The following is a 22,387-nucleotide window of genomic DNA, read 5'->3' on the forward strand; positions in this document are numbered from 1 at the left end:
ATCAGAACAGGTTGCCGGCGTTCATCGCCAGATGTTCGACGATCGGGCCGAGCGCGAGCGCCGGGAAGAAGGTCAGGCCGCCCATGATCAGGATGAGGCCGACGACGAGGCCGACGAACAGGCTTCCGGTGGTCGGGAACGTGCCCATCGAGGGCGGGATCGATTTCTTGGCCGCGAGCGATCCCGCGATGGCCATCGCCGGCACGATCATGAAGAAGCGGCCGACGAACATCGCGCTGGCGAGCGTAAGATTGTAGAAGAAGGTGTTGCCGGTGAGGCCCGCGAAGGCCGATCCGTTGTTAGCCGTCCCCGAGGTGAAGGCGTACAGCACTTCGGTGAAGCCGTGCGGTCCGGCATTCGCCATGGAGGCGACTGCCGCCGGATAGACCACGCCGACGGCGGTCCAGCCGAGGATCATCAGGGGCAGGACGAGAATGGCGAGCATCGCCATCTTGACCTCGCGCGCCTCGATCTTCTTGCCGACATATTCCGGCGTACGGCCGACCATCAGGCCTGCGACGAAGATCGCGAGGATGACGAACAGCAGCATGCCGTACATGCCGGCGCCGACGCCGCCGACGATGATCTCGCCGAGCTGCATGTTGATCAGCGGAATCATGCCGCCGAGCGCGGTGAAGCTGTCGTGCATGGCATTGACGGCACCGCAGGAGGCGGCCGTCGTGATCACGGCGAACAGCGAGGACGCGACGATGCCGAAGCGGACCTCCTTGCCTTCCATGTTGCCGCCGGTCAGGCCCAGCGCATGCATGGTGGCGGTGCCGTCGGCTTCCGCCCAATAGCAGACGCCCACGCCGGCGACGAACAGCACGCCCATCACCGCGAGGATCGCCCAGCCCTGGCGCTGGTTGCCGACCATGCGGCCGAACACATTGGTGAGCGCCGCGCCGAGCGCGAAGATCGACAGCATCTGCACGAAGTTCGACAGCGCGGTCGGGTTCTCGAAGGGATGCGCGTCGTTGGCATTGAAGAAGCCGCCGCCATTGGTGCCGAGCATCTTGATCGCGACCTGCGAGGCAACAGGACCGACCGCGATGGTCTGCTTGGCGCCTTCGAGCGTGGTCGCCTCCACATAGGGCCCGAGCGTCTGCGGCATGCCCTGCCAGACCAGGAACAGCGTGTAGACGATGCAGATCGGCAGCAGGATATAGAGCGTGCAGCGGGTCACATCGACCCAGAAATTGCCGACGGTGCGAGCAGAGGCGCGGGCAAAGCCGCGGATCAGCGCGACAGCGAGCACGATGCCGGTCGCAGCAGACAGGAAATTCTGGTGCGTGAGGCCGACCATCTGGGTCAGATAGGACAACGTGCTCTCGCCGCCGTAGTTCTGCCAGTTGGTGTTGGTGATGAAGGAGATCGCGGTGTTGAACGATAGGTCTTCGGCGACCGCGGACTGCCCGGCCCGATTGAACGGCAGCACGGCCTGCAGTCGCATCAGGCCGTAGATGATCAGGAAGCCGCCGACATGGAACAGCAGCATGGCGACCGTGTAGGTCAGCCAATGCTGCTCGCGCTTCTCGTCGACGCCGGAGATCCAGTAGATGCCGGCCTCGATCGGGCGCAGGACGGGCGACAGGAAGGTGCGCTCGCCGTTGAATACGCGCGTCATGTACCAGCCGAGCGGCTTCGTCAGCGCGACGACAATCGCACAGTAAAGAATGATCTGGAACCAACCGATGACAGTCATGGCATTAACCCTTCAGGCTTTGGGTCCGGCGCAACAGCGGCAGGAGCAGCGCAAGCAGGCCCGCAACGAGCGCAGCGTCGGCCAGCAGCAATTCGACAAGCAGCAGCACGGCCTCAAAACCGCTCGGGACGCAACAGCGCGTAGGTGAGATAGATCAGGAGGCCGAACGAGACGGCGCCGGCGAGGGCATAATCGAAAATCATGATCGGCTCCCTCACAGCCGTTCACAGGCGCAGGTGTAGCCGATCGCGAGGGCGAAGAAGGCGGCGGCAAGCGCCAGCATCAGAAGATCCATCATGACGATACTCCTCAGTTGAGACGTTTCCGGCATATCCCGTCTGGATTCCGGCGGGCCGTTGCTGCGACCGAACGCGCGCGGCCGGGAATTCACCGCGCTGACGTGCCACCGCGCGCATAGGTTTTCGAGATGAGGCCTATGGCGACGTTATAGGAATCTCATAAAGGCCGGCACGCCATGGCCGCCGGCGACGTGACGCCGGCCAGACATTCCGGATGGTCTTCCGGGCCGGCAGCACAGCGGCGCGGCCCACGATCGCTCTCGCAACCGTGGTTGCAGCAAGCCGCAGCCAAGATCCTCTAAAAGAGCCCTGCTCGCATAAGCCGCCACCTTCGGCGGAGATGACGGTCGAGGATCCGGCGCGCCCGCACGAAAGACTCTGTGCGCCTATGAAATCCCTATATCTCTCGCCCGATCCCTATCTCGTTTTCAAATGCCCTCCGGGCCATCTTGGTGAGGCCGGCCGACTGACCGACGCCAACTCCAGGAGGCCTGACATGACCGCCGCTCTCCGACGCTACGATCCGCCATCACTCGGCGACCGATTGCGCAATGCGCATGCGATGACGCGGCCGTTGATGCTCGACATCATTGGTCACGTCTGCCGGCGCATCCCCGCGCTCGGACAGAGCGGGCGCACCGCACGCCTCGCGCGCCTGATCGACGCCGAGGCATGGGCCGATGCGGCGCTGGCGCTGATGGAGTTGGAGCTGCCGATGTGGCAGGTCCGCCGCATCGCCTATGACGAGGGCGAGTGGCAGTGCGCGCTGTCACGCGAACGCGAGCTGCCGGACTGGCTGGACGCCGCGGTCGAGGTGCGCCATGCCGACCTCGCGCTCGCGCTGCTGTCGGCGTTCCTCGAGGTGCGGGCGCTGGCGGTCGATCTGTCGCCGCCGAGCGCTCCTTCCGTCCGTCCTGTGCCGGATCCGCTCTGCGAGCCGGTCGCCTGCGATCACTACGGCTAGACGTATCTGAAAGGACACGAGAAATGCCGACGCCGATTCTCGGCTTTGAACGACCCCATCTGAGGGCTGAACAGCAGTTGCGCATATCGAAGCTGCGCAAAGCTCGACTCGAGCGTATCGCCCTGCATGGGCTGGCCATGCTGTCGATGGGCAGCGTGCTCACCGCGCTGATCGCGCTGAGGACAGCAATCCTGTGCCTTGCGAGGTAACGACATGGTCGAGTTCAAGCTCGTCATCATGGCCGCCTTGATCAGCGCATTGCTGCTCGGCATGCGCGTGACTGCGAACCCGGCCTCGGGGTCTAGCTCCCCCGCTCCGCTTCGATCAGCCGTGCCAGCTCCGCCGCGGTGACCTCGATCGGCCGGCCGCTGCGCTCGACGCGGGCCTGGATCAGCGCGCCCTGAAGCGCCGAGGTGCAGAGCACGGCCAGCGCCTCCGCCCGGGGTCTGGCAAAGCCGTCCGCGAGAAGCTTGTCACGCAGGATGGATAATCGCACCGCATAGGCTTTGCGACCAGCATCGGACACGGCGCGCTCGCGCGGTGCAAGCTCGAGCAGCACGGTCGTGATCGGGCAGCCGTTGCGAAAGCCGGAGCCCTGCATCCAGCCTGCCAGCAGCCTTGCGTGCGCGCGCAGGAGCTCGCCGGTCGAGCCGCACTCTTTCGCGAGCTTGGCGACTGTCGCCGCGACGCGGCGTCCCGCCTCCTCTACCGCCGCCACCGCGATCGAGGATTTTCCGTCCGGAAAATAATGGTAGAGCGAGCCCTTCGGTGCGCCGCTGACGTCGACGATGTCGTTGAGGCCGGTGCGGGCAAATCCCTGCCGCCGGAACAGGGTCACCGCTGCGTTGATGATGGGCTGACGGTGCTTTGGCACGGCCGGCATGGCACTCTCCTCCGGTCAAGAACTATATTGATTGGTCTACATCAGCCTCCGACAGTCAAGACGTGACGATGACAGGGAGAGGCAGATGCCTGAGAGAGTGACTTATGAGCTGAACGGCGGCGTGGCGCGGATCGGACTCGACGACGGCAAGGTCAATGCGATGTCGGCCGCGATGCTGGGCGAGATTGCAGCCGCCTTCGACCGTGCCGAGACGGAGGCGGAGATCGTGGTGCTGCGCTCGGCGCGGCCGGGCGTCTTTTCCGCCGGCTTCGATCTGAAAGTGTTCGCCTCGGGCGATGCCGCCAGGAGCCTCGAGATGGTTCGGGCCGGCGCGGAACTGGCGCTGCGGCTGATGTCGTTTCCGCATCCGACCATCGGCGTGATGGAGGGCCATGCTTATCCGATGGGGACGTTCCTGCTGCTCGCCTGCGACGTCAGGCTCGGCGCACGCGGACCGCACCGCATGGGACTGAACGAGGTCGCCATCGGCATCGCACCACCCAGTTTCGCCATCGAGCTCGCGCGCAGCCGCCTGCATCCGGCCTGGCTCAGCCGTACCGCCACGCTGGGCGAGATGTTCGAGCCGGAGGTGGCGTTGACCGCTGGCCTTCTCGATCGCGTGGTTGCGCCGGAGATGGTCGACACCACGCTCGAGGAGATCATCGCTGGCTTGCGCGCCATCCACAAGCCATCGCATGCAGCTGCGAAGAGGCGCCTGCGCCAGCCGGCCATGGACGCCATGCGCATGGCGATCGACCGCGAGCTGACCATGGCTGCCTACGAGGCGAGCAACCGAGCGCGCAGCGCGGTCGCGATGCCCCGTTGAAGCCGCGTCGTCCACGGAAAAGACCCGCGCGATCTGGCGCAATTTCATGGAACGGTGTAGAGCGGTTTCATGAGCATTGGCAGCGTCAACGTCGTCACCCATCCTCTGATCCAGCACAAGCTCTCCCTGATGCGGGAGAAGGACCGCTCGACCAAGAGCTTTCGCGAGATCCTGAACGAGATCGGGATGCTGCTCTGCTACGAGGTGACGCGTGACTTGCCGCTGGAGCTGGTCGAGATCGAGACGCCGATCGCCCCGATGCGGGCACCCAAGATCGCCGGCAAGAAGCTCACGCTGGCACCGATCCTGCGCGCCGGCGTCGGCTTCCTCGACGGCATGCTCGCCCTGATGCCGTCGGCGCGCATCGCCCATATCGGGCTGTACCGCGACCCCGAGACATTGCAGGCCGTGGAATATTACTTCAAGGCGCCGCAGGACCTGTCCGACCGCACCGTGATCCTGATGGATCCGATGCTGGCGACCGGCAACTCGGCCTGCGCCGGCGCCTCCCTGCTCAAGGCGCGCGGCGCCCGCGACATCCGTTTCGTCTGCCTTCTGGCCGCGCCCGAGGGCATCGCCCAGTTTCAGAGCGAGCATGGCGACGTGCCGATCTGGACCGCCGCGATCGACGAGCGGCTCAACGACCACGGCTACATCGTGCCGGGCCTGGGCGATGCCGGCGACCGGATGTTCGGCACCAAGTAGACAGCTCGGCACGATCGGGCTACTCCGATTGCCATGAGTGCCAACGATTTCTCGCTGCAATCGCTGATCCGGACCGAGGCCGCCGATCCCGCCCTGGTATTCGACGGTAGAACTGTCTCTCGCGCGGAATTCTCGACGAAGGTCGAGCAGACCGCCGCCTGGCTTGCGGCCCAGGGCATCGGCCAGGGCGACGTCGTCGCGGTCTGGCTGGTCAACCGCCTCGAATGGCTGGCACTGCTGTTCGCCGCCGCACGGCTGGGTGTGGTCGTCGCGGCCGTCAATACACGCTACCGCAGCGCGGAGGTCGCGCATCTGCTTAAGCTGTCCGGCGCGAAGCTCATAATCGCCGAGGCGGGATTCCGCACGATCGACTTTGCCGCCATCCTTGCGGGCATCGCCAAGGACGAGGTGCCGGCGCTGCAACGGCTCGCGGTGGTCGGCGCGGATACCATCTCGGCACACTGGCCCTGCGTGCGGTTCGATGCGTTCGACGCGCCCTACCCGCCGGCACAGCATGTTCAAGGCGCCGTCGACCTGCCCATGCTGCTCTACACCACGTCGGGCACGACCAAGGGGCCGAAGCTCGTTGCGCATTCGCAGCGGACGCTGGCGACGCACGCCGTCTCCGTCGCCCGCGCGCTCCAGCTCGATCCGCAACGCCATTCGCTGCTGGCGATGCTGCCGTTCTGCGGCACGTTCGGCATGACGAGCCTGCTCGGCTTCGTCGCAGCTGGCGCGACCGTCCATGTGCTCGACGCCTTCGAGGCGGCGCTGGCCGTGAAGATCCTTCGGGACTGCAGGATCACGCACTCTTTCGGCTCCGACGAGATGTTCCGCCGCATCCTCGCGCTCTCGGATGAGCCACGTCCGTTCCCGCATCTCGAAGTCTGCGGCTTCGCCGCGTTCCAGCCCGGCTGGCGCGAACTGGCCGCGGAGGCTGAAACGCGCGGCATGAAGCTGTTCGGCCTGTACGGCTCGAGCGAGGTGCAGGCGCTGTTTTCCATCGCCCGTGATAGCGATGCGTTCGCCGATCGCATCGAGGGTGGCGGCTGGCCGATGTCGCCGAGCGCGAGAGTGCGCGTGCGCGACACCGAGACCGGCGAGCTTGCGGCGAGCGGCGTGTCCGGCGAGATCGAGATCCGCGCGCCCTCGCGCTTCCTCGGCTATTTCAACAACCCCGAAGCGACGCGCGATGCGATCACCGCAGACGGGTTCTTCCGCACCGGCGACATCGGCCGGCTGCGCGGCGACGGCTCCTTCGCCTACGAAACCCGCGCCGGCGATGCGATGCGGCTCGGCGGCTTTCTGGTCGCGCCCGGCGAGATCGAGGACGAGCTCAAATCGTGTACCGGCGTTGCCGACGCCCAGGTGGTTGCAGTGGATCTGAAGGGCCAGGCGCGCTGCGTCGCCTTCGTGATCCCGGCAAAGCAGCCGCCAATGCAGGAAACGCTGGTCGCGCACCTGCGCGAGCGGCTCGCCGGCTACAAGGTACCGGCGCGGATCTATGTCGTGGACGCCTTCCCCATCACCGACAGCGCCAACGGCGTCAAGATCCAGCGCGCCAGGCTTCGTGCAATGGCGATGGAGCGGATCGCCGCCGAATAGGCGGCTTGCGCCACACAAGGCGCGTTCAGTACGACTTGGCGAGTCCCAGCACCTTTTCCGCGATGAAGCTGAGCGCGAGCTGCGGGCTGACCGGCGCGATGCGCGGGATCAGCACTTCGCGCAAGTATCGCTCGACGTGGAATTCCTTGGCATAGCCGAAGCCGCCATGGGTCATCACCGCCTGCTCGCAGGCCGAGAAGCCCGCTTCGCCTGCGAGATATTTCGCGGCATTGGCCGCGGCGCCGCACGGCATGCCCTTGTCGTATTGCCACGCCGCCGACATCACCATCAGCCAGGCGGCCTCGAGCTCGACCCAGTTCACTGCAAGCGGGTGCTGGATGCCCTGGTTCTTGCCGATCGGGCGATTGAACACGACGCGCGTCTTCGCGTATTCGGTCGCGCGCGAAAGCGCGAGCTTGCCGAGGCCGACAGCCTCCGCTGCTATCAGGATGCGCTCGGGGTTCATGCCTTCGAGGATGTACTCGAAGCCCTTGCCCTCTTCGCCGATCCGATCCTCCATCGGAATCTCGAAATCCTCGAAGAACAGCTCGTTGGAATCGACGATCTTGCGTCCCATCTTCTCGATCTCGTGGACCTTGATCCTGTTGCGGTCGAAATCGGTATAGAACAGGCTGAGGCCGTGGGTGGGCGAGCGCACCTCTTCCAGCGGCGTGGTGCGAGCCAGCAGCAGGATCTTGTGCGCGACCTGCGCGGTCGAGATCCACACCTTCTGGCCGTTGACGATGTAGCGGTCGTTCTTGGCGACCGCACGGGTCTTGAGCTGCGTGGTGTTGAGGCCGGTGTTGGGCTCGGTGACGGCGAAGCACGCCTTCTCGCGGCCCTCGACCATCGGCGGCAGCATCCGTTTGCGCTGCTCCTCGGTGCCGAACACGACGACGGGATTGAGGCCGAACACGTTGATGTGCACCGCGGAGGCGCCGGACATGCCGGCACCCGATTCCGCGATGGTGCGCATCATGATCGCAGCTTCGGTGATGCCGAGGCCGGAGCCGCCGTATTCCTCGGGCACGCAGATGCCGAGCCAGCCGGCGTCCGCCAGCGCCTTGTGGAAGTCGTGCGGGAAGCCGCCGTCGTGGTCTTTCTTCAGCCAGTAGGCGTCCGGAAAGCCTTCGCAGATCTTGGCGATGGCATCGCGAATGGCTTCCTGCTGATCGGTGAGCGCGAAATCCATGGTCTTGACCTCCCTTCGCCAAGCGTTCTTTAGCTCGAAAAACCACATGCAGATACGTGAATTTGCCCGCGAAGTGTGTCTACCATGCATAGGGTCATGCGGCGCGACGCTATGAGCGCGCCGTTATTTCGTGAGGAGGAAACCGCGATGGCCGGACTCTATTTCGAGGACTTTTCCGTAGGCCAGGAGTTCAGGCATCCGCTGACCCGGACCGTCACGGAGATGGACAACACCATGTTCAGCCTGCTGACGCTCAATCCGCAGCCGCTGCACATCGACGCGCATTTCGCCGAAAAGACCGAGTTCGGCCAGCGCATCTTCAACAGCCTTTACACCCTCGGCATCATGATCGGCATGACGGTCTATGATACGACCCTGGGCACCACCGTCGCCAATCTCGGCATGACCGAGGTCACGTTTCCAAAGCCGGTCTTCCATGGCGACACGTTGCGGGCTACGACGAAGGTGCTGTCGGTGCGGGACTCCAAGTCGCGGCCCAGGGCCGGCATCGTCGAGTTCGAGCACCACGCGTACAACCAAAGCGACGAGGTCGTCGGCAAATGCCGCCGCATGGCGATGATGCACAAGAGGCCGGTCTGATGCGTTCGATGCTGTTCGTGCCGGGCGACACCCCGCGCAAGTTCGAGAAGGCGAGCGAAGGCAAGGCCGACGCGCTGATCATCGATCTCGAGGACTCCGTCGTCGCGGAGAAGAAAGCGGAGGCGCGCGGGTTGACGCTTGCGATGCTGAAAAGTCGCAGCAAGCCACATCAGCTCTACGTCCGCGTCAACGCGCTCGACACCGGCATGACGCTCGCCGATCTTGCCGCGGTGATTCCGGGCAGGCCCGACGGCATCGTGCTGCCGAAATCGCAGGGCGGCGACGACGTGCGACAGGTCGCGACCTGGCTCGAAGCCCTGGAAGCGGCAGCCGGCATCGCGATCGGCACGACCCGTGTCGTCTGCGTCGCCACGGAGACCGCCGGCTCGATCTTCGGGCTCGGCAGCTACAAGGGCTGCTCCGCTCGCCTTGCCGGCCTGATGTGGGGCGCGGAGGATCTCTCCGCCTCGCTCGGCGCCACCGAGAAGGCGAGCGGCGGCGTGTTCCACAGCCCATACCGCCTGGCACGCGATCTCTGCCTCATGGCTGCGGCGGCGGCCGAGGTCGCAGCCATCGACACGGTCTACACCGACATCGACAATCTCGCGGGACTCGAAGCCGAAACGCGCGCCGCGCGGCGCGACGGCTTTTCGGCCAAGGCGCTGATCCATCCCAAGCACGTCGACATCGTCAACGCGGCCTTCGCGCCGACGGACACCGAGCGCAAATGGGCGGAAAAGGTGATTGCGGCGTTCGCGAGCAATCCCGATTCCGGCACGCTGCGGCTCGATGGCCAGATGATCGACAAGCCGCACCTTCGCGCCGCGAAGAAGATTCTCGGCCAGCCCTAGCGCGGGACGCAAGCTTCGGCATGATCGTCACCGTGGCTGCGCTGATGGCGCGGACGGGCGATTGATGGCCGCCGAAGGCGGACGGCCTACTGCCGGGACCTCAGTCGAATCCCTGAACGGGCGGCATCGCGGCTTGCGCCGGGACGGCAGGCGCAGCCTGGACGGGGGCGGTCTGGATGGGGGCGGCCTGAACCGGCGGCGGATTGCTGGCAGCTGGCATCTGGCCATTGGCATTCATCGCCTCGCGCGTACGCGGTGGGACGCGGGTCGTGGCCGCGCGTCGCGGCGGCTGCCGGTATCTTGCCGATTGCGAGCCCCTCAGGCCCCAGGACCGGGCAATCGAGGGTCCGGCGGTGTAGCCGACCAAGGCTCCGGCGACGGCTCCGACCGGGCCCAGCACGACCGCGCCTGACAAGGCACCGAGCGCTGCCGAGCCCGCGCGCTCCTGCGCAAGCGCACCCGCCGGCACACAAGCCAGCATTGCAATGGCGGTGATCAGAGCCTTGGTCATCGGAGTGCCTCCCTCACGGAAGATCACTCCTGCTCAAATATGGCCGCACGAGGTTCGCTTGCTGGCCGACAAAAGGCAATCGCTGGCGGAACCCAGCTATAGAACTCCTTGTGGGCCATCCTTCGAGACGCGCGCTCAAGGTCAGCCCCAAGAGTCAGATGCGATTGCTCTGCCGCGAGTGGGGAGAGGCGAATGCGGCTTCGATCATCTTGACACCGGTCACCCGCTGCATATTTTTTTTCGCCGAGAAGAGACTTTCTCACCCTCGACATCAAAAGGAATTAACGCGACCGTCTGGAGAGACGATCATGCTCGATGAGAATCTGGCCCGCATTCGTGCGCACCGCAACAACATCCACCGCTATCGGCGTCTGCTGAAGACCAGGCTGTCGGATCTGGAGCGCCATTTCGTCGAGAGGCGCCTCGCGGAAGAGCAATCGGCGCTCGATGGCCTGACCGCGGTGACCTTCCCGGTCGGCTTGCGCGCTTCCGGAGCGCCGGCCAATGCGGCGGGGATGGCGCAATGAACAGTCAGCGAGACCTGCTCATTCGAGGCAGCGAGAAGGTCATCGGCCATTACGAGCTGCTTCTTGCAAGCGCGAAGACCGAGCATGAGCGCGAGCTCTATCGTCAACGCATCGAACGCGAGCGGCGGCTGATCCGGGACCTGCAAGGCGAATGGGATCACCGCGCGGCCTGAGCTGGAGATCGTCGCAGGGGCCGAACCGCCCTTCCTTCCGCGGTTCGTCCCCGCATTCGTTTCAGCGAACGAGTCGATTGGGGCCTGCGAGCGCGCTGCTGGGCTCAGTCGCCGGCGCCACTCTCACGGTAGCGGTGAGCGGCGCGCCATTGCGCAACAAGGTCAGCCTCACATCCTCGCCGATGCGCGCAAGGCCGATCGTGTTGCGGAGCTGGGCGGCGGTGCGGATCGGGCGGCCGTCGGCTCCGGTGACGATATCACCCTTGCGCAGACCGGCCTTTTCCGCGGGCGAATCCGCAGCGATCTCGGCGATGACGGCGCCTTGATTCAGTCCCCTATTGACCGACGGATGCAGGTCCTTCAGCGAAACGCCGATGCGGCCGCGCTCGACGCGGCCATTGGCGATGATCTGCTCCATCACCTTGCGCGCCATGTTGACCGGTATGGCAAAGCCGATGCCGACATTGCCGCCCGCGGGCGAGATGATCGCAGAGTTGATGCCGACGAGTTCGCCGCGCAGGCTGACCAGCGCGCCGCCGGAATTGCCGGGATTGATCGCCGCATCGGTCTGGATGAAATCTTCATAGCCCTGCTTGCCGATGCCGGTGCGGCCCAGGGCGCTGACGAGCCCTGATGTCACGGTCTGGCCGAGGCCGAAGGGATTGCCGATCGCAAGGACGAAATCACCGACCTCGAGCCCGTCGCTGTCGCCGAAGGGAAGCGCCTTGAGCCCGGCCGGGTTCTGGACCTGGAGCACCGCGACATCGGTGGGCGGATCGCGGCCGATGACCTTGGCGGAAAACTGGCGGCCGTCCTTGGTCGTGATCTGAACGGCGGAGGTGCCTTCGACAACATGATTGTTGGTCAGCACATAGCCGCGCTGGGCGTCGACGATGACGCCGGAGCCGGTCGCATTGACCTCCTTCTCGATCTGCCTGGGAACATCGAAGAATTCGCGGAAGAGCGGGTCGCGATAAAGCGGGTTGTCCTCGCGCACGCGGCCGTGCACGGAGATGTTGACCACGGCGGGCGTCACCTGGCGCACCAGCGGCGCCAGCGTCGGCACCGGGCCGCCGGTCTTCAGATCCGGAATCTGGCCGGCAGCAGGCTGCGATGCCGTGAGCGTCAGCATGAGCAAGGCCAGGAACAGCAGACGCACAGCAGTCATCATCGTCACCCTGCCGCTTGTGTTGTGGGGATAGTCGGAATCTTGGTGCTTCAGCCTTCGTCGCCTGATGCGACGATCCAGCCCTGCAAGGCCAGAAACGGGACGGTCCAGGCGGCCGCGGCCTGGCCGAGCAGCACGAGCCCGAGGACGGTGGGCGTGAACATCATGCCGCCTGCCCTTCGGCGGCGGCCCATGGCCGCCGCAACCGCATCGGCACGCCGCCGCCCCGCGGCGGGTCGTCATTGTCGTTGTCGCCATCGAGCTTGCGCAAGGCGGCCAGAATGTCGGCGAGCCGGACCGTGTGGCTCATGCCGGGAATCTCGCGCAAGGCGGGACAGGATTCGACCGCGTACATGTCCGATGCCCAGGACGACAGGATGACGCGCTTCTCGGGCGACGAGAGCTCCTCGGCATTCAGGACGTCGGCAGGCGAGTCGTAGTGGGCGGCGGGATGAAACAGTGGATTGAGAGTGCCGGAATTGGTATTCACGTTGGTCATCGGTGGGTCTCCCACATGCTCCTTTCCAGGGGGACGGCTTGTTGACGAGGAGACGGCGGCGCCACATCGCCGCCGCCCCGCTTGACACTAGTGCGTGTTGATCGCGATGCGCTTGACGCCTTCGCGCGCCTTCTCCGATTTCGGCAACGACACGGTCAGGACGCCGTTCTTGAACGAGGCCTCGGCCTTGTCTTCCTCGACACCCTCCAGCGGGATCTGCCGCTCGAAGGCACCGTAATAGCGCTCGGTGAAGTACCTGCCTTCGCCGTTGCGCTCCGCCTTCTTCTCGCCGCGGACGGTCAGGACGCCATTGGCGATCTCGACCTGCACGTCCTTCTCGGTGAGGCCGGGAAGCTCGGCCGAGACGGTCAGCGCGTTGTCGGTCTCGCTGAGCTCGACCTTCGGCCAGCCGAAGCGGCCTTCCATCAGCGGCGACAGGCCGGTCCCGCCGAAGCCACGGAAGACGTCGTCGAACAGACGGTTCATCTCGCGGTGAAGCGTCAGGAACGGATCGAAGTTGTCGCGCGCTGGCGCAAGCTCCTGGTTTCTCGACCAGGGAATGAGATCACGAAAAGCCATGGTTCTCTCCTTCATGCATCGGGAGCGCGGCCCGCGCATCCGCGCGCCGCGTTCCGCCATTCGATCGAGCGCTCAGGCTGCTTTCTTCTGCTCAATCTGCGATGCCGCAGAAGCGCCGCCCGCGATCGGAATGCGGCGCGGCTTCATGGCTTCCGGAACCTCGCGGACGAGGTCGATGATCAGGAGCCCGTCCTGGAACGAGGCCTGCTTCACCTGCACGTAGTCGGCGAGATTGAACACGCGCCGGAACGGACGCGCGGCGATGCCCTGGTATAGATATTCGCGCGCAGCAGTCTCGGGCTTCCTGCCCTCGATGGTAAGCGCGTTCTGCTCGGCCGTCACGGTGATATCGCTGGCCCCGAAGCCCGCTACCGCAAGGCTGATCCGGTAATGGTCTTCGCCGGAACGCTCGATGTTGTAGGGGGGATAATTGTCCTCGGTCGCCTGGCGCAGCGTGCTGTCGACGAGGTCGGCCAGGTGGTCGAAGCCGATGGTGGAGCGCCACAGGGGCGCGAAGTCGAAACTGGTCCTCATAACCAAGTCCTCCAAAGAGCAAGATGGATACGAAGGAGCGCAAGGCGGGATTTCAGACGGGTCCGAAAGGCCAGCCCGGCGCCCGTGCCGGACCCGATCCTGGCATCCGGCACACCGCTCTCGCGGCGAAAAACGACTTAGAAAGCCGGAAACCGGCTTCAAGGGGGGCTGGAAGATTTTTTTTCGTCCCGATCCATTTGGTCGGCCGCCGGGCCGTCCCCCTTCGCTCCTGCGGAAGCCAGCTCCCGGGCCCGCCAATGGGGGGAGCCCCGAAGCTCTCGGCGGCACGGCGAGGTAAAATGGAGATGGAATTGTGGTTACAGGCAAGGCCAGATTGCCTCTTGTGCATCTGGCCCGGGCATCGCGCATGAACCAGGCGGCAGCAAGCGACAGGCCAGGGTCCCGACCGCGTCCAGCCGGTCGTGCGGCAGTCGCGATGACGATCGCCCTGCTCGCCGCCGCAACGGCGTGTGCTGCGCACGCCGACGCCATCTCACCTGCCGGACTGAAAGCGATCGGAACGATCGACGTGCGCTTTCAATCCTACAACATCGAGATGGTGGAGGTCACCGGCGGACGGTTCTGGAAGCCTTACCCGCGCACGGCACGCGCCTTCGACGAACGGAATCGCTACAGCGCGAGACCACCGACCGATCTTGCCAATGCGCGCCTGCGCCTGCTCGCCGCGGCGTTGTCGCCGGCCTATCTGCGCGTGAGCGGCACCTGGGCCAATGCAACGTTCTTTGCCGAGACGCCGGGAGAGCCGCCGCCGGGATTCAACTCCCTGCTCAGCCGAGCGCAGTGGCGCGGCGTCGTGGAGTTCGCGCGCGCGGTCGATGCGGAGATCGTCACCTCCTTTGCGATCAGTCCCGGCAGCCGCGATGCCATTGGTGTGTGGAGACCGGATCAGGCACAGCAGCTGATCGACACCACGCGCGCGCTGGGCGGTCGCATCGCCGCCGCCGAATTCATGAACGAGCCGACGCTCGCAGCAAAGAATGGTACACCGGCAGGATATGATGCGATCGCCTATGGCCGCGACTTCAAGGTCTTCCGCGATTGGATGCGGCGCGCCGCGCCGGACACGCTAATCCTCGGCCCGGGCTCGGTCGGCGATGCACCATTCCGATCCGGCTCGGGCATCACCACGCGCGAGCTGCTTGCCGCATCCGGTCCCGGCGTCGATCGCTTCTCCTATCACCATTACAACACGATCTCGCCGCGCTGTAGCGGTCACGACGATCCGGCGCAGGCGCTCTCGGAACATTGGCTGGCCCGTCCGGAGGCGACACTCAGGACCTACCAGGCCCTGCGGGACGCATTCGAGCCGGGCAAGCCGATCTGGCTGACCGAGACGGCTGATGCGGCCTGCGGCGGCAGCCGATGGGACCAGACCTTTCTCGACACGTTCCGCTATCTCGACCAGCTCGGACGCCTGGCGCGGGCCGGCGTCCAGGTGGTGATGCACAACACGCTGGCCGCCAGCGATTACGGCCTGCTCGACGAAACAACGTTCCGGCCGCGGCCGAGCTATTGGGCCGCGCTGCTCTGGCGCCGGCTGATGGGAACGATCGTACTGGACGCAGGCAGGGCTGCTCCGCGCGATCTCCATCTCTATGCGCATTGCCATCCGGCCATGGCAGGCGCGGTGTCGCTGCTCGCAATCAACACTTCGCGCCGCACATCACGTGCGCTGACGCTCTCGGATTCCGCCGAACGGTACACACTGCACGCGGCGCGGTTGCAGGGCACGATGGTGCAGTTGAATGGCAAGAGGCTCGCGCTGACCGCCGATGGCCGGCTCCCCCGGCTCGAGGCACGGGCAACACCAGCGGGAGCAGTTCAGCTCGCGCCGACGACCATCACCTTCCTGGTGTTTCCGAACGCTGCAAATCCCGCTTGCTTGCCCCGACGCTCAGCACTCTAGCGAGTCCCGCCCCGTCTCCGGCGCCACCAGCGCGGCGACGAAGAGTGCATCCGCGGAGACATTCTGGATTGCTTCCCTTCGCTCGTGATGACGATGCCGAAGCAGCCGCGTCCCTGTTGTCGCCAAGGAGGAACCGGCCCTTTCACCCAATCATTCGTCATTGACAAACTCATTTGTCAATATCTAATTGGCTGCAGAATACCCGCCGCCCCAAGCGGCCAAGAAAGAGAGGGAACGACGATGAAGGGGTTTCTGGCCTGCGCCATGCTCGCGGCCATGACGTCTGCTGCTTCTGCTCAAGTCTCCGACGATGTGGTGCGGATCGGCGTGCTGACGGATCTGTCCAGCTGGGGCCGCGACAACAGCGGGCCGGGCTCCGTCGAAGCCGCGAAGATGGCGGTGGAGGAGTTCGGGCCGACCGTGCTCGGCAAGCCGATCGAGATCATCGGCGCCGATCATCAGATGAAGACCGACGTCGGCGTGCAGATCGTGCGCGGCTGGTTCGACAACGGCAAGGTCGACGCCGTCGTCGACATCCCCAATTCCGGCATCGCGATCGCCGTGCACAACATGGTGCGCGAGCGGGGCAAGGTCGCGCTGCTGTCCGGTCCCGGCGCGAGCTCGCTGACCGACGAGCTGTGCAGCCCGAACACCGTGCACTTCACTTATGACACCTACGCGCTGTCGAAGGTGACGGCCTCGGCCGTCATCAAGGAAGGCGGAAAGTCCTGGTACTTCATCACCGCCGACTATGCTTTCGGCCAGCAGCTCGAGAAGGACGCCACGCGCTTCATCAACGAGATGGGCGGCAAGGTGCTCGGCGGCGTGAAGCATCCGACCAACACCGCCGACTTCTCCTCCTTCGCGCTCCAGGCGCAGAGCTCGAAATCCGACGTTGTCGCCTTCGCCAATGCAGGCCAGGACACCGACAATGCCATCAAGCAGTCCGGCGAGTTCGGCCTCGTCCAGGGCGGCCAGAAGCTGGTCGGCCTTCTGATGTTCGACACCGACGTACACGCGATCGGTCTGAAAGCTGCGCAGGGCACCTACATGACCACGGCGTCCTACTGGGCCATGAACGAGGCCACCCGCGCCTGGTCGAAGAAGTTCTACGAGCGCACCAAGGTGATGCCGACCATGATCCAGACCGGCGTCTACGGTTCGGTGCTGCATTACCTGAAGGCAATCAAGGCCGCCGGCACCGACGATTCCGCCAAGGTGATGGCCAAGATGCGCGAGCTGCCGATCGAGGATATCTTCGTCCATGGTGGCAAACTGCGCGAGGACGGCCGCGTCATCCGCGACATGTATCTCGCCAAGGTGAAGACGCCCGAGCAATCGAAGGAGCCGTGGGACTACCTGGAGATCGTCAAGACCGTGAAGGGCGAAGACGCCTTCCGCCCGGTCTCCGAGTCCAAATGTCCGCTCCTGAAGAAGTGAGGTGAGACATGACCGGCAGCGAGCATAGCGCAATTGAGACTTACGAGTGCGATGTGCTCGTGGCCGGATCGGGTTGCTCCGGCATGTCGGCCGCGATCACCGCGCGCTATCGCGGCCTGGACGTGCTGATTGTGGAAAAGGAGCCGCGCTTCGGCGGCACCACCGCCCGCTCCGGCGGCTGGCTCTGGATTCCCGGCACCTCGCTGGCGAAGGCCTACGGCATCGAGGAAACGCCGGAGCAGGCCCGCACCTATCTGCGGCACGAGGCCGGCAACAATTACGACGCGGCACGCGTCGATGCTTTCCTGAGCGCCGGTCCCGAGGCGGTCGATTTCTTCACCTCCAAGACCGCGCTGCGCTTCGACATGCCGCTGGTGTTTCCGGACTATCACGCCGAGGCCCCCGGCGGCGCCCAGGGCGGTCGCTCCATGGTGACACGCCCGTTCGACGGCCGCGAGCTCGGCGACCTGATCAAGTCCTTGGGCATGCCGCTGCCGGAGCTCACCGTGTTCGGCATGATGCTGGGCTCCGGCAAGGAGATCATCCATTTCATGCGGGTGACGAAGTCGCTGACCTCAGCCGCTTATGTCGCCAAGCGGCTGTCGCGGCATCTGATGGACGTGCTGCGCTACGGCCGCGGCATGACGCTCACCAACGGCAACGCGCTCGCCGGGCGCCTGGCAAAATCTGCGCTCGACCTGAAGATTCCGATGTGGCTGTCCTCGCCGGTGCGCGAGCTGACGGTCGAGAACGGCACGGTGACCGGCGCAATCGTTTCACGCGAGGGGCGCGAGGTGCGCGTTCGTGCCCGACAGGGCGTCGTGCTCGCCTGCGGCGGTTTCCCGCACGACGTGGCACGCCGCAGAAAAATGTTTCCGCACGCGCCGACCGGCAATGAGCATTATTCACCCGGGCCGACCGGCAACACCGGGGATGGACTGCGCCTGGCGGAAAGCGCTGGCGGTCGCATCGAGGATCGCCTGCCGAACGCGGCGGCCTGGGTGCCGGTGTCGCTGACCACGCGCAAGGACGGATCGAAGGGCGTGATGCCGCATTTCATCGACCGCGCCAAGCCCGGCGTGATCGCGGTGATGCGCGACGGCAGGCGTTTCGCCAATGAAGGCAATTCCTATCACGACTTCGTCCAGGCCATGGTCAAGGCGGCCAGGCCCGGCGAGGAGATCGCCGCCTTCCTCGTCTGCGATCACAAGACGCTGCGCAAATACGGCCTCGGCTGCGTGCCGCCCTTCCCGATGCCGCTGGGCCATCATTTGAAGACGGGCTATCTCATGCGCGGCGACACGCTGGAGGCGCTGGCGGCGAAAGCCGGGATCGACGCCAAGGCGTTCACCGAAACGGTCAGGCAGTTCAATGCGACCGCTCCACTGGGTCACGATGCCGCCTTCGGCAAGGGCTCGAAGGCCTATAACCGCTACCAGGGCGACGCACTGCACGGCCCGAACCCCTGCGTCGCGCCGATCGAGAACGGACCGTTCTACGCCATCAAGATGGTGATCGGCGATCTCGGCACCTATGCCGGCATCGTCACCGACGAGAACGCGCGGGCGCTAGACGCCGAAGGCCGCGTGATTCCCGGCCTCTATGCCGCCGGCAACGACATGGCGAGCATCATGGGCGGCAATTATCCCGGCGCCGGCATCACCCTTGGGCCGGCGCTGACCTTCGGCTACATTGCCGGACGACATCTTGCCGACAGCGCCGCCAAGCGCGACGCAGCGTAGGCCACCCGCCAGGAGGCGCATGAAGAGGGAAAGCCGCGGCATCCAGTCGATCGAGGTCGGCGGAGAATTGCTCCGCGCGCTCGCAAGATGCGGCGAGCCGATGATGCTGCGCGATCTTGCCCGCGAGGCCGGCATGACGCCGGCCAAGGCGCATCCCTATCTCGCCAGCTTCTCCCGCATCGGCCTGATCGAGCAGGACGAGACCACCGGCCGCTACGAGATCGGCGCGCTGGCGCTCGAGCTCGGCCTGATCAGCCTGCGTCGCCTCTCGGGCGTGCGCATCGCGCGGCCGAAGATCGCGGGCCTGGCGAGCCAGATCGGACACGCGGTCTCGCTCGCGGTCTGGGGCACGCACGGCCCGACCGTGGTGCAGCTCGAAGAGCCGGCCCAACCGGTGCACATCGTGATGCGCGTCGGCTCGGTGATGGCGCTGCTGGAGACCGCGACTGGCCGCGCGTTTGCGGCGTTCCTGCCGGAGAAGACGATCAGCGCCGCGCTCGAAAGCGGTCTCGACCGTCATGGCGTCGGCTACAATCCGAAGCGCGCCGTGAAAGGCGCCAAGCTCACCGAGATGCTCGCCGAAGTCCGCAAGCACGGCCTCGCCCGTGCGCTCGGCGATCCCCTGCCCGGCGTCAACGCGTTCTCCGCGCCGGTGTTCGATCATTCCGGCCATGTCGCGCTGGTCATCACCGCGATGGGACCGGAAGGCACCTTCGATGCCCGCTGGGACAGCCCGATCGCGCACGCGCTGCGCGACTGCGCGGGGGGCATCTCGAAGCGGCTGGGTTACGGGATCACCGTTGCGGCAGAGTGAGCCCTACTTCTCCTTCACCGGCACCGTGTAGTTCAGGATCAGCCGGCCGCCGTCCGGATAGATCGTCTGCCCGGTGATGTAGGACGCATCGTCGCTGGCAAGGAACGCCACGACCGAGGCCACCTCGCTCGGCTCGCCGCCGCGGCCCGCCGGCGTGCGTGACATCACGGTCCTGCGGGCATCTTCCGAGGTGTAGATGGACGAGGCCACCATGTCGGTCAGGATCGTGCCCGGCCCGACCGCGACGACGCGAATGTTGTGCGGCGCGAGCGCGACAGCCGCGACCGAGGTGAGCTGCTTCATGCCGCCCTTGGAGATGGCGTAGGTCGCAAGCGTCGGGATCGCCAGCAGCGCATTCACCGAGGACATGTTGATGATGACCCCGCCGCCGCCTTGCCCGATCATCTGCCTGGCGGCCGCCTGCACGCCGAAGAATGCGCCTTTCAAGTTGATGCCGATGATCTCGTCGAACTCCTCTTCGGTAATCTCGAGAATGTCGCGGTTGCGGGCGACACCGGCATTGTTGACCATGATGTCGAGCCGGCCGAACTCCTTCACGGCCGTCGCGACCAGCTGATCCACGTCCGCGCGCTTGGCGACGTTGCCAACGACAGTGCGCAGGGCGTCCGGCCGCCCGAGCTCGGCGGCCGTCGCGGCGAGGCCGTCTGCATCGACATCGGAGATGACGACCTTGACGCCATCGTCCAGGAATCTCTTCGCGCAGGCCTTGCCGATACCGCGCGCCGCACCGGTGATGGCGGCGACCTTGCCGGATAGTTTCATGGGTTCGCTCCAGGACTAGTGACGATCTCGCGGACGCGTTCACGCAAAGACGCGCGGGCGCAGTCCAGCATGAAACCAGGTGATCATGGAATAGATGTCGTAGACCGGCAGCCCGACTTCGGCCTGAAGCGCTGCGGCATAAGGCGGCATGTTGGTGCATTCGAGCACGATGGCGCCGACATCCGGATTCCTTGCGACGAGCTCTTTACCAGCCTCGACCACGTCGCGCTCGGCTTGCGCCACGTCCATGTCATCCTTCTCGGCCTTGATCAGGACACGGAAAAACTCCTTGCCGTTCTCGGTGCCGACCAGCGGCGTGTCGAGCGGCACGCCGGCGCCTTCGAGATGAGCCGGGGTCAGGGTCGCGCCCGATACCGTGACGAGGCCGACGCGCTTGCCCGGCGGCAAGGTCGCCTGCACCCAGGGCACCTGCATCAATGACGAGGTCGCGACGGGAACGCCGACGGCGGCCGCGATCTCCTTCTGGAACAGCGAGAGGAAGCCGCAATTGGTGGTGATGGCCTCGGCGCCCAGCCGCACCAGATCCTTGGCCGCGTCGATGAAGTCGGGCAACAGGCCGGCCGCGCCCTTCAGCACCACCTTCTCCGGCGAAGCCCCGCTCACCACGCGATACAGAACTGGGAACGGCCAGGTCGTGCCGTTGCCCATGTCGCCGGGAATCCGGGGGAAGCGCGCCTCCAGCATCAGGATGCCGAGGGGCGCGCCATAGATGGCCTTGCCACCACGGGCGATGCGGGAGGTCGAGCTGGCAGAATAGGTCATGGTGCGCTCTCAGAGGAAACGATCAGGCGCGAAGGGGCCGAGCGGAATCTCAGGCGCCTTGCCGCTCACGAGCTGGGCGACGAGACGGCCGGTGCGGGCCGAGCCGACCAGGCCGACATGGCCGTGGCCGAACGCATAGACGACGTCGCGGGAGGCGCGCGCATAGCCGATGCAAGGACGTCCGTCCGGCATGCTCGGGCGATGGCCGAACCAGGTCTTGACGCGCGAGGCCGGAATGTCCTTCGGCAATTTCGGGAACATGCCGATGAGGTGGTTGCGCAGGATCTCGGCGCGCTTCCAGTTCGGTGCGGCTTCGAGACCGGCAAACTCCACCGTGCCGGCGGCGCGCAGGCCCTTGTTGGTCCAGTTCACCACCATCTTGGCGTCGGACGCCATCATCGAGCTACGGGGACCGACTTCCGGATTCTCGATCACGACATGATAGCCGCGCTCGGTCTCGAGCGGCAGGGGATCGCCCACCGACGCGGTGAGCTGCTTCGACCTCGCGCCGGCGGCGATCACAGCGGCATCGCAGGCGATCTCGCCGGTCTCGGTGATGACGGCGACGAGCTTGTTGCCGGAGAGCTTGAGCCCCGTCGCCTTGGCGCGCACCTGTCTGGCGCCGCTCGCCAGCGCATGCGCGGCGAGCGCGGCGACATAGGCGCCGGGATCGCGGCAGCGCCCGGCCTCCTCCACCACCACGCCAAAGGTGTAGCGCGGATGCAGCTCCGGCTCGCGCTGGCGCATCTCATCGGCATTGAGCTCCAGCCATTGGACGCCGACCTTCTTGCGCAGGCGCCAGCCGAGATCATTGTCGAAATTGCCGCGCGAGGGAAAGACATGCATCACGCCGTTGCGCTCGATCAATTCAGGGACGCCGGCCTCTTCCGCGAGCTTCCGGTGCAGCAACGGCGCGTCCTTCAGGAGATCGCGCAGCGCGAACGCCGTGGTCTCGACCCGCGCCGCGGTCCAGCCCGAGAGCAGGTACTTGACCAGCCAGGGCAACGCCTTCGGCAAGTAGGACCAGCGGATCGCGAGCGGGCCGAGCGGGTCCAAGAGATATCCCGGCACCTTCCTCCAGATGCCCGGCTCGGCCGGAGGAATCACCGAATGCGACGACAGCCAGCCGGCATTGCCGTAGCTCGCCGCCTGTTCGCCACCGGGCTCGCCCGGATCGATCAGCGTGACGCGATGGCCCTCGCGCAGGGCCTCGATCGCGCTGATCACGCCGATCGCACCGGCACCGATGATGGCGACGTGACGGCCGGCCGGCATCG

At 65.7% G+C, this 22,387-nt stretch carries 25 protein-coding genes; 13 read left to right on the plus strand and 12 right to left on the minus strand.

The annotated features are described in order from the left end of the window. Position 1: 1 nt before the first annotated feature. Entirely contained in the window at positions 2-1,705 is a 1,704-nt protein-coding gene (kdpA, locus tag ABIG06_RS04570) for a potassium-transporting ATPase subunit KdpA (RefSeq protein ID WP_370134582.1), read from the minus strand. 113 nt (positions 1,706-1,818) lie between these two features. Beyond that, complete coding sequence (locus ABIG06_RS04575; RefSeq protein WP_035698142.1) at positions 1,819-1,908, minus strand: K(+)-transporting ATPase subunit F; 90 nt, start codon at positions 1,906-1,908, stop codon at positions 1,819-1,821. A 592-nt stretch (positions 1,909-2,500) separates the two neighbouring features. Here ABIG06_RS04575 and ABIG06_RS04580 point away from each other — a divergent pair. Continuing rightward, a complete protein-coding gene (locus ABIG06_RS04580; RefSeq protein ID WP_370134584.1) occupies positions 2,501-2,968 on the plus strand; it encodes a hypothetical protein in 468 nt (155 codons plus the stop codon). Between the two features lie 23 nt (positions 2,969-2,991). Next, positions 2,992-3,177 carry a hypothetical protein gene (locus ABIG06_RS04585; protein WP_370134586.1) on the plus strand — a complete coding sequence of 62 codons (186 nt, stop codon included), beginning with the start codon at positions 2,992-2,994 and terminating at the stop codon, positions 3,175-3,177. A gap of 92 nt (positions 3,178-3,269) precedes the next feature. On the opposite strand, the gene ABIG06_RS04590 is transcribed toward ABIG06_RS04585, so the two are convergent. Next, positions 3,270-3,851 carry a TetR/AcrR family transcriptional regulator gene (locus ABIG06_RS04590; protein WP_370134587.1) on the minus strand — a complete coding sequence of 194 codons (582 nt, stop codon included), beginning with the start codon at positions 3,849-3,851 and terminating at the stop codon, positions 3,270-3,272. A gap of 85 nt (positions 3,852-3,936) precedes the next feature. On the opposite strand from ABIG06_RS04590, the gene ABIG06_RS04595 reads away from it, so the two are divergent. The 3 genes from ABIG06_RS04595 (at position 3,937) to ABIG06_RS04605 (ending at position 6,987) form a co-directional block, all read left to right on the plus strand. Next, positions 3,937-4,677: a crotonase/enoyl-CoA hydratase family protein gene (locus ABIG06_RS04595; RefSeq protein ID WP_370134589.1), complete on the plus strand. Its 741-nt coding sequence runs from the start codon at positions 3,937-3,939 to the stop codon at positions 4,675-4,677. 69 nt (positions 4,678-4,746) lie between these two features. Further along, positions 4,747-5,382 carry a uracil phosphoribosyltransferase gene (gene upp / locus ABIG06_RS04600; RefSeq protein WP_370134591.1) on the plus strand — a complete coding sequence of 212 codons (636 nt, stop codon included), beginning with the start codon at positions 4,747-4,749 and terminating at the stop codon, positions 5,380-5,382. 33 nt (positions 5,383-5,415) lie between these two features. After that, a complete protein-coding gene (locus ABIG06_RS04605; protein WP_370134592.1) occupies positions 5,416-6,987 on the plus strand; it encodes an AMP-binding protein in 1,572 nt (523 codons plus the stop codon). Positions 6,988-7,012: 25 nt separating this feature from the next. Here the strand turns inward: ABIG06_RS04605 and ABIG06_RS04610 are convergent, their stop codons facing one another. After that, a complete protein-coding gene (locus tag ABIG06_RS04610) occupies positions 7,013-8,179 on the minus strand; it encodes an acyl-CoA dehydrogenase family protein (RefSeq protein WP_124162503.1) in 1,167 nt (388 codons plus the stop codon). Positions 8,180-8,326: 147 nt separating this feature from the next. Here ABIG06_RS04610 and ABIG06_RS04615 point away from each other — a divergent pair, with 147 nt between their 5' ends. After that, a complete protein-coding gene (locus ABIG06_RS04615) occupies positions 8,327-8,779 on the plus strand; it encodes a MaoC family dehydratase (protein ID WP_124162502.1) in 453 nt (150 codons plus the stop codon). Further along, a complete protein-coding gene (locus ABIG06_RS04620) occupies positions 8,779-9,630 on the plus strand; it encodes an HpcH/HpaI aldolase/citrate lyase family protein (RefSeq protein WP_370134595.1) in 852 nt (283 codons plus the stop codon). Before ABIG06_RS04615 ends, ABIG06_RS04620 begins: the two co-directional genes overlap by 1 nt. Before the next feature lie 100 nt (positions 9,631-9,730). Here ABIG06_RS04620 and ABIG06_RS04625 read toward each other — a convergent pair whose 3' ends face one another. Further along, positions 9,731-10,141: a hypothetical protein gene (locus tag ABIG06_RS04625; RefSeq protein WP_370134596.1), complete on the minus strand. Its 411-nt coding sequence runs from the start codon at positions 10,139-10,141 to the stop codon at positions 9,731-9,733. A 308-nt stretch (positions 10,142-10,449) separates the two neighbouring features. On the opposite strand from ABIG06_RS04625, the gene ABIG06_RS04630 reads away from it, so the two are divergent. Further along, the gene (locus ABIG06_RS04630; RefSeq protein WP_370134597.1) at positions 10,450-10,668 is read left to right on the plus strand and encodes a hypothetical protein; all 219 of its coding nucleotides are present in this window, start codon (positions 10,450-10,452) and stop codon (positions 10,666-10,668) included. Continuing rightward, positions 10,665-10,841 carry a hypothetical protein gene (locus ABIG06_RS04635; protein WP_199752071.1) on the plus strand — a complete coding sequence of 59 codons (177 nt, stop codon included), beginning with the start codon at positions 10,665-10,667 and terminating at the stop codon, positions 10,839-10,841. Before ABIG06_RS04630 ends, ABIG06_RS04635 begins: the two co-directional genes overlap by 4 nt. 61 nt (positions 10,842-10,902) lie before the next feature. On the opposite strand, the gene ABIG06_RS04640 is transcribed toward ABIG06_RS04635, so the two are convergent. From ABIG06_RS04640 to ABIG06_RS04655, 4 genes are all read right to left on the minus strand, one after another. Next, positions 10,903-12,009 (minus strand): trypsin-like peptidase domain-containing protein, encoded by a 1,107-nt coding sequence (locus ABIG06_RS04640; protein ID WP_370134600.1) that lies wholly within the window; start codon positions 12,007-12,009, stop codon positions 10,903-10,905. 163 nt (positions 12,010-12,172) lie between these two features. Continuing rightward, complete coding sequence (locus ABIG06_RS04645; protein WP_124162497.1) at positions 12,173-12,508, minus strand: hypothetical protein; 336 nt, start codon at positions 12,506-12,508, stop codon at positions 12,173-12,175. An 87-nt stretch (positions 12,509-12,595) separates the two neighbouring features. Beyond that, positions 12,596-13,087, minus strand: coding sequence for an Hsp20/alpha crystallin family protein (locus tag ABIG06_RS04650; RefSeq protein WP_370134603.1), 492 nt, complete (start codon positions 13,085-13,087; stop codon positions 12,596-12,598). 72 nt (positions 13,088-13,159) lie between these two features. After that, the gene (locus ABIG06_RS04655) at positions 13,160-13,621 is read right to left on the minus strand and encodes an Hsp20 family protein (protein ID WP_124162495.1); all 462 of its coding nucleotides are present in this window, start codon (positions 13,619-13,621) and stop codon (positions 13,160-13,162) included. A 436-nt stretch (positions 13,622-14,057) separates the two neighbouring features. Between ABIG06_RS04655 and ABIG06_RS04660 the strand changes: the two genes are divergently transcribed. The 4 genes from ABIG06_RS04660 (at position 14,058) to ABIG06_RS04675 (ending at position 19,544) form a co-directional block, all read left to right on the plus strand. Continuing rightward, positions 14,058-15,548, plus strand: coding sequence for a hypothetical protein (locus tag ABIG06_RS04660; protein WP_370134606.1), 1,491 nt, complete (start codon positions 14,058-14,060; stop codon positions 15,546-15,548). Positions 15,549-15,788: 240 nt separating this feature from the next. Further along, positions 15,789-16,988 (plus strand): ABC transporter substrate-binding protein, encoded by a 1,200-nt coding sequence (locus tag ABIG06_RS04665; protein WP_124162493.1) that lies wholly within the window; start codon positions 15,789-15,791, stop codon positions 16,986-16,988. 8 nt (positions 16,989-16,996) lie between these two features. Further along, the gene (locus ABIG06_RS04670; protein WP_370134609.1) at positions 16,997-18,730 is read left to right on the plus strand and encodes an FAD-dependent oxidoreductase; all 1,734 of its coding nucleotides are present in this window, start codon (positions 16,997-16,999) and stop codon (positions 18,728-18,730) included. Between the two features lie 19 nt (positions 18,731-18,749). Continuing rightward, positions 18,750-19,544, plus strand: a complete 795-nt coding sequence (locus ABIG06_RS04675) for an IclR family transcriptional regulator (RefSeq protein ID WP_370134611.1) — start codon at positions 18,750-18,752, stop codon at positions 19,542-19,544. A 3-nt stretch (positions 19,545-19,547) separates the two neighbouring features. On the opposite strand, the gene ABIG06_RS04680 is transcribed toward ABIG06_RS04675, so the two are convergent. Genes ABIG06_RS04680 through ABIG06_RS04690 form a run of 3 tightly spaced genes read right to left on the minus strand, consistent with a single transcriptional unit; the run spans position 19,548 to position 22,385 of the window. After that, the gene (locus tag ABIG06_RS04680; protein WP_370134614.1) at positions 19,548-20,327 is read right to left on the minus strand and encodes an SDR family NAD(P)-dependent oxidoreductase; all 780 of its coding nucleotides are present in this window, start codon (positions 20,325-20,327) and stop codon (positions 19,548-19,550) included. 39 nt (positions 20,328-20,366) lie between these two features. Beyond that, a complete protein-coding gene (locus tag ABIG06_RS04685; RefSeq protein ID WP_124162489.1) occupies positions 20,367-21,110 on the minus strand; it encodes an aspartate/glutamate racemase family protein in 744 nt (247 codons plus the stop codon). A gap of 9 nt (positions 21,111-21,119) precedes the next feature. Continuing rightward, the gene (locus ABIG06_RS04690) at positions 21,120-22,385 is read right to left on the minus strand and encodes an NAD(P)/FAD-dependent oxidoreductase (protein ID WP_370134617.1); all 1,266 of its coding nucleotides are present in this window, start codon (positions 22,383-22,385) and stop codon (positions 21,120-21,122) included. Between the last annotated feature and the right edge of the window lie 2 nt (positions 22,386-22,387).

It is taken from the genome of Bradyrhizobium sp. USDA 326 (assembly GCF_049739485.1).
Lineage (GTDB): Bacteria > Pseudomonadota > Alphaproteobacteria > Rhizobiales > Xanthobacteraceae > Bradyrhizobium.